Consider the following 6716-nt stretch of genomic DNA (forward strand, 5'->3'; position numbering starts at 1 on the left):
GCGAAGAACCATCGCCCCTATCATGCCACATTGGTGTCGCATCCAAAAATCCTCCTTTCCACAATAATACCAATTGGCCATTGTCCGCGTCGTAGGTATAATGCACTTGCAACGGACTACCTATACTGATGGCATGCGTAACCCGTTTACCACCATCAAGATCAATAAAGCTCCTGAGCAGGATATTGCGTTCTGCCTTTATGATTATTGGCTCGACTTTGGTCTCCTGCGCAATAGCCGATCTGCCCGTCAAACAAAAGGCCGATGCACAGGCAATGAAAAAATAAGAATATAAATTCATGCTTATCTGTATAATATTTGGTTAATTAAGTGTGTTGGTTTCGCATTATTTTTAAAATTGGGCTACTGACTGGTTCATAACTTATCAATAGCATACACCATAACACGATGCACCTTTACCATTACCGGAAAATTTTAGCCTTTTGTGTGGATACCACTTTACTCCCTTTCTTTGCATTTCTCATATTAAATAAGAGGCCTGAATAAGCTTCTTCTGGATAATTGGTTATTAACATCGAAGTTAAGTCAGGGATACGTTTTAGAATAGATCAGATCTTTCAATTTCCGCTAAAAATGTTGCAAAAGCTTTACATCGGCAGCTAAAAACCTTTTTTTTGCTAAATAATAGCGTTTGAATTGGAAATATTTGTGTCCGATTTTTTTCCTGATCCGTAAAATTGGTAAGCAAAATTGGAGCGTTTTTTTATTGTAAACCCAGATAGATGCAGGCCTACAAACAACGTGAAGCTGTAAAAAAATACTGGACAGAATGCAATACCGGTAGGCGACATTAGACAACCATCGGGCATAGATAAAACAGCGGTTTTTCTGGCTTCTGATATGCTGCGTCATTCCCGCGCAGGCGGGAATCTTAAAGCGCTTGCATTACGATTCCCAATCAAGTTGGGAATGACGAACCGCCAAAACCAGTTATCCAACTCCTTTGTTTTTTGGCTAAAAACTGATCTCTATCAATGGCAGATTCCAGAGCGGTCGTCTTTCCCGCGCAGGCGGAAACCACGGAGTGCTCAGCGAAGCTAATTTTAAAGCGGTAGCCATCTTTGCCTTAGGCTCGGCCTTGCCTCGGCTCACCGCCGCCGAAGGGCTCTTACCTTTTTCTTGATAAAAAGGCGACCAAACCTGAGCGTAGCGAAAGCATGACTGCCTTTAAAAACAACAACTAAGAAGACATAAATCAAGGCTCACATCCTTTCTTGTAAAAACCTACGGAAATCTTAATCGCGGCAGTATCGAGGCTCTTACCTTGGCTTATCCCGGCACACCCGCTTGATCCTGCCTTGGGCTGTGGGGTAATGAGGGGAACTGCACAGATTTCCGTGCTTTTTCCTGCGAAAATCTGCTATGCCGGATTGCAGGGAGCATATTGCAGGATGCGGTAATTTGTTTTTTAGCCCTTTCCCTTTCAGGAGAAAGGTGCCGATAGGCGGATAGAGGCTAAGGCGCTCGCTATAATCGGTCGTCTTTCCCGCTAGTAGCGATAGTTGTAAGATTGCTTTCCCGAAAGGTCGAGACAGGCTGTCGGCTGAAAAAGCCTTCTCGCATCCGATAGCTATCGGATGACGAGTGCTTTTATTTGATTTTACAGTTCAAATACGGTAAAGGAATAAGGTTTTAGTTCGAGAGATTTAAGATTCGAAAAATCCATAGCTGTTTTTATAGGTTGGATTTTGTAATCGCCTGGAAGACCTGATATTTCTTTTTTAATTACTTGTTTGTTTACTGAACTTAACTTGGACAGATCAATATTAGTCTTAACTGCAACAGGAAGCATATTTACAATTTTGATGAATAATTTTCCTGATTTTTGGTCACGCGTAATTGAGTATGCTACCCGCTTAATTACATCTTCTCTCTTCACTGAAAAATCAACTCGTGCAGGAATGAATTCATCTCCTACATTTTGACCGTAAAGCTGTTGCACATAATATCCAATGGTGGGTTTAACTTCTGTATTATTAAAATAGATCAGATCAGGATTCCACTGTGTATGTTTTTCCTTTGCCAACAATGGCGCATAAGAGGCCATAGATACTACATCTCCATTGCGCTCCAGGGAGGTGAGATACAGCGCTTCAGATAAAGCAGTTTCCAGGTTTGTCCTATTTCCCCCGGGGAGACTTGCCGCATACTCTCCCAGATATACCTTTGATTTACTGCGGTCATATTTATCATAAAAATCCTGATTGTTTATAAACCAGCCTGGTGGACGATAATAATGCTCGTCTATCATGTCAACCTTCATTTCGTTGGCAAAGGCCCAACCTTCTTCATAATCTGTGCCTTCAAAAAATGGCCCAGAAGTTCCAATAATGGTTATTTCAGGATGCGCTTTTTTAAGTGCTTTATAGATCATGGCGAAATGCTCACGAAAGACGTCTGTTATCTGGTCTTCATTGCCGATACCGATATATTTTAAATTAAATGGTTTCGGATGCCCTGCAGCTGCACGTTCCTTACCCCATTTTGTATTTGTGGCTCCATTACAGTATTCAACTAAATCAATAATATCCTGAATATATGCAGGCATATCTGCCATCGGGATTCCACCCTGTTGCCCGCCACCATTGGCTCCTGAGTTTTGGCAGGGCACCCCAGCGGCGATAACAGGCACTGGTGCTGCGCCGATATCTTCACAAAACTGAAGGTACTCAAAGTATCCCAGCCCCATACTCTGGTGATAGCCCCACAAATTGCGGTCAGGAACCCGAGTCTGTAAGGCCCCGATTGTATTTTTCCATCTGTAAATGTTATGGATCCCATCTCCGTGGGCCACACATCCACCTGGAAAACGCACAAAACGCGGTTTTATCGCTGCAATTGTATCTGCAAGATCTGCTCTAAGGCCATTTCGGCGATTTTTGAAGGTATTTTGGGGAAATAGTGAAATCATGTCGAGATCGATACGGCCGTTTTGTAATGGCCACAATTGCAAAGTCACATCCGAGGCTGAAACCGATGATTTGAGTGTCATCTTTATTTCCTTCCAGGATTTTGAACTGCAACTGATCAATCCTTTCGAAAGCAAGCCATATTTTTCACTAACGAGCCTTACTTCAAACGACTTCTTTCCTYCTTCAACCCGGACAAAACTGGAGAAAAGATAATTTTCGCCCTTTTTTAGTGCAATACCATCATAACCAGAATTCGATAATGAACTGCCATCGACCGTTAAATTTAGTGCCGCATAATGTGGGTTATTCGGATGGAGTGGCTGCGCTGTTCGAATTGCAAAATCCCCTTCTTTGCCTTTGAATGTCCAGGAATGATTGCCGTTCCATTTTGTATCATGGTTTTCTTTATCTGATGGCTGATATTCGAAGTCACGATTTTGAATCAGTTCACCATAAAGTCCGCCATCTGCTGCATAGTTGATATCTTCGAAAAATATCCCTGTTAACAGCTTACTGATTGCTTTAGCTTTTTCAGGCTCGGCCGAAATATGCAGCTCCGGCTTTGTTAAGTTTGCAAAACGTACCGGATCTTCTTTGGTTGTCTCCGCATCTTGCCGCGCCTTGAAATTCCTGAGCTCTGCAGTTTTATTCAACTCTTCAACCACCGCCCATTTAACACGGTGTAACTGCCCACTCACCGGATTGTTTTGAATGGTAGTGGTGATGGTATTGCTTTTATAGGCAGAGAGGGGTACCTCCTTTGCCGGACTATAGGTTTTGAAGTCTTTTGTTTCTKTCTGAAAATAGGCGCCCTCGCTATCTGTGTATACAATCTGATAAATGTCGAGATCTTTACGATAACTAATCACAGGACGAAGGATATTCTTACCTTTTTCAAAAAGGGGATAACCTTGCGGCCCCCAGTCAATCAGATTTCTTGTTTGAGCATGGGCAAACTGCCTTACCCGATCATTTAAGCTCCATACACATTGCCAAACTCCTCCACGCCCCTGAATCACATATGGAGCAAACATTTTTTTATCTGATCCCCAGCGGCCAAAGTCCGAGCGAAGATAAACCTGTCCTGTTCCAACAGGTGTCCAATTATTTCGGTCATCGCTCCATGCAAACCGTAATCCATCAGTCGCGTATGAAAACAGGTAAACAGAATCAGTTGCAGCATGTTGCGTTGGTTCTGTTGCAAATGAGTTTCTGCTAAACAGCAGAAACACCAGCACTATAGATAGCTTACTTAATTTCATACAAAACGCAGCTATGAGGTTTAAGATTTACGGTTATTTGTTTTCCATCATTCTGAACAACTTTTCCTGTCCAGCTATCTGTAATTTTAGCTATTTTAGTTATCCCTAAATCTGAGCATTTTACAGAAATTTCCTTTAGATCTGGTTCATCAGAAAGATTGAACAGGGCGAGATAATGTTGTCCGGTTTTAGCATTCGTTGATGTTACCGCAACTTTCTTGCGATCGTTAAAAAGAAATTTTACATCCGTACTTTCTCTATGCATCTTAAGCACAGCTTTATTGGTAAGCAGCGAAGTGGTAAAGGGATCCAAACTCGGCATATCACCACCAAACATCAAGGGCGAGCGGAATATGGTGAAGAAGGTCATCAGCACTTGCTGCTCATCCTTGGTCAATCTGCTCGCACGGTCGCCGCCTCTTTCTCCGCGAATGGAAATTCTACCCAAAGGAATCATGTCGCAATCAGGCCAGGTTCCGGGCTTAATATAAGGCGCCCATGGTTGGGCAACATTAATCAGGTGAGTAATATGTGGCCAGGTATCCCATACATCATCCACCATTCTCCACATATTTGCATGTTGTTGAACGTGTTCTGCTTTTTCTATCGGCGTTTCGCCTGGTGAAGTGCTCAGCACAATCGGGCGGCCGGTTTTATCGATTGCTTTTCTGATGAGCTCTATTTCTCCCTGATGATAAGGACGGGAGAGATCATCTATTTTAATAAAGTCGACACCCCAACTGGCGTAAAGTTCCATTATTGAATCATAATATTCCTGTGCACCGGGTTTTGTAGCATCTATCGTATAATTATCAGTAAGCCATTTGCATTGCAAAGCAGTGCTATAGATCTGATCGGCAGTGTATTTTGTACCCTTAATTGGCATCTTTTCTTTAACGGCAAGCGTAGGGATGCCGCGCATAATATGAATACCAAATTTTAATCCCTTAGCATGTATATATTTTGCCAGGTTTTTAAAGCCCTGTCCGTCTGCTGCCGACGGGAACCGGTTCAAAGCAGGCAGATAACGGCCAAATTTATCAATTACATATTTTGGATCCGTTTKGTTATATCCTCCTGCTTTATCATTTTCCACAAACCAGCGGATATCTACAACGATATATTCCCATCCGAAAGATTTCAATTTGGAAGCCATGTAATCTGTATTGGCTTTTACTTCGGCTTCTGTAACGGAAGAGCCGTAACAGTCCCAGCTATTCCAGCCCATTGGAGGAGTCTTCGCCCAATTCTTAAAATTCTGCTGTGCGTAAGTTTGATCAATTGTGAAGATTGAACAAAGTAAAAGCAATACTGATGCTATTCTTTTCATGCGTTTTATATTTGGTCTTTCACAAATATAAATAATAAGCGTTAAAACAACGATTATTATCGAGGCATTTAGTACGTATCAAGAATAATATTACTCAAGTGGCAAAAGCAATGTCGTTAAGTTAAGCGCTTTTAACCTGGGTTCAATATTTAAATACCGATTTGATTATCTCGTTTTTGGGTTAAGTCAGTCGTCACCCTGAATTTATTTCAGGGTCTTTCCTGCCAAAAAAGATGCTGAAACAAGTTCAGCATGACGATGAGATTAGGAATAAGCCTTGTCTGATAGTTATTTTTACAATTTAATAATCGACCTCAGGCTTTTAACAACAGATGCACGCAGATAAACACGGATTTCATATCTGTGTACATCCTTTCTATCTCCCGAAAATCGGGACAAGTCGTGGTTAAATTATTTTGCTTGTGCCGAATGGCTTACCTTAATAACATTGAGAAGCAACATAGCTGTGTTTTTATTTAATTCAACACCATCAATCAACTTATCCTTTCCGAAAGGCACAAGGAGCTGTTTTTAATCCGAATCCTTTTTTTTCGCTCTATATTCTGAAGGAAGTAACTGGTATTTTTCCCTGAATGCCTTTGCAAAATAGTTAGGGGTGCTAAAACCGACCATATAACAGATTTCAGAAATGGTTTTACTACTTTTCTCCAATAAAACAGCGGCTTTCTCGAGCTTAACAGACCTGATAAAATCAACAGGGGTTTTACCGGTAACCCGTAAACACTTTCTGTATAACGATACCCTACTGATCATCATATGTTTGCTCAGATCTTCTACCGATAATTGAGGTTTATGGAGATTGTCTTCAATGTAAAGCAATGCGGTGTTCAGGAATTTCACATCATCGGATTCTATTTCCATTTCTGGCGATGCCATACTCACCTGCCTGGAATAAGTTTTTTTAAAGGTTTGATTCAGCGTGAGCAGGTTCTTGATTTTGGAATGCAAGATCTCAAAATTAAAGGGTTTGGTCATGTAATCGTTCGCTCCTATTTCTAACCCTTTTAGCTGTTCTTCTTCACCCGTTAAAGCCGTTAAAAGAATAATCGGTATATGCTTTGTCCTCTCGTCTGATTTTAATTTCCCGCAAAGCTCATTGCCATTCATTTCAGGCATACTGATATCGGAAACGATCAGATCTGGATGTAGTGCAAGCGCCTTTTGCCAGCC

Annotated in this window: 3 protein-coding genes and 1 pseudogene; all 4 read right to left on the reverse strand. The window is 41.6% G+C overall.

Annotated features, from left to right (window positions below; genetic code table 11):
- Positions 1-301, reverse strand: a pseudogene (locus AC1DPQ_RS13595) (hypothetical protein); the annotation flags it as partial.
- Positions 302-1621: 1320 nt separating this feature from the next.
- A complete protein-coding gene (locus AC1DPQ_RS13600; RefSeq protein ID WP_477609746.1) occupies positions 1622-4195 on the reverse strand; it encodes an alpha-L-arabinofuranosidase C-terminal domain-containing protein in 2574 nt (857 codons plus the stop codon).
- Complete coding sequence (locus tag AC1DPQ_RS13605) at positions 4182-5525, reverse strand: glycoside hydrolase family 27 protein (protein WP_477609748.1); 1344 nt, start codon at positions 5523-5525, stop codon at positions 4182-4184. Before AC1DPQ_RS13605 ends, AC1DPQ_RS13600 begins: the two co-directional genes overlap by 14 nt.
- A gap of 531 nt (positions 5526-6056) precedes the next feature.
- Positions 6057-6716: helix-turn-helix domain-containing protein (locus tag AC1DPQ_RS13610; RefSeq protein WP_477609750.1), on the reverse strand; the 660-nt coding region annotated here is incomplete at its 5' end.

Source organism: Pedobacter sp. 01T416_2, assembly GCF_056398925.1.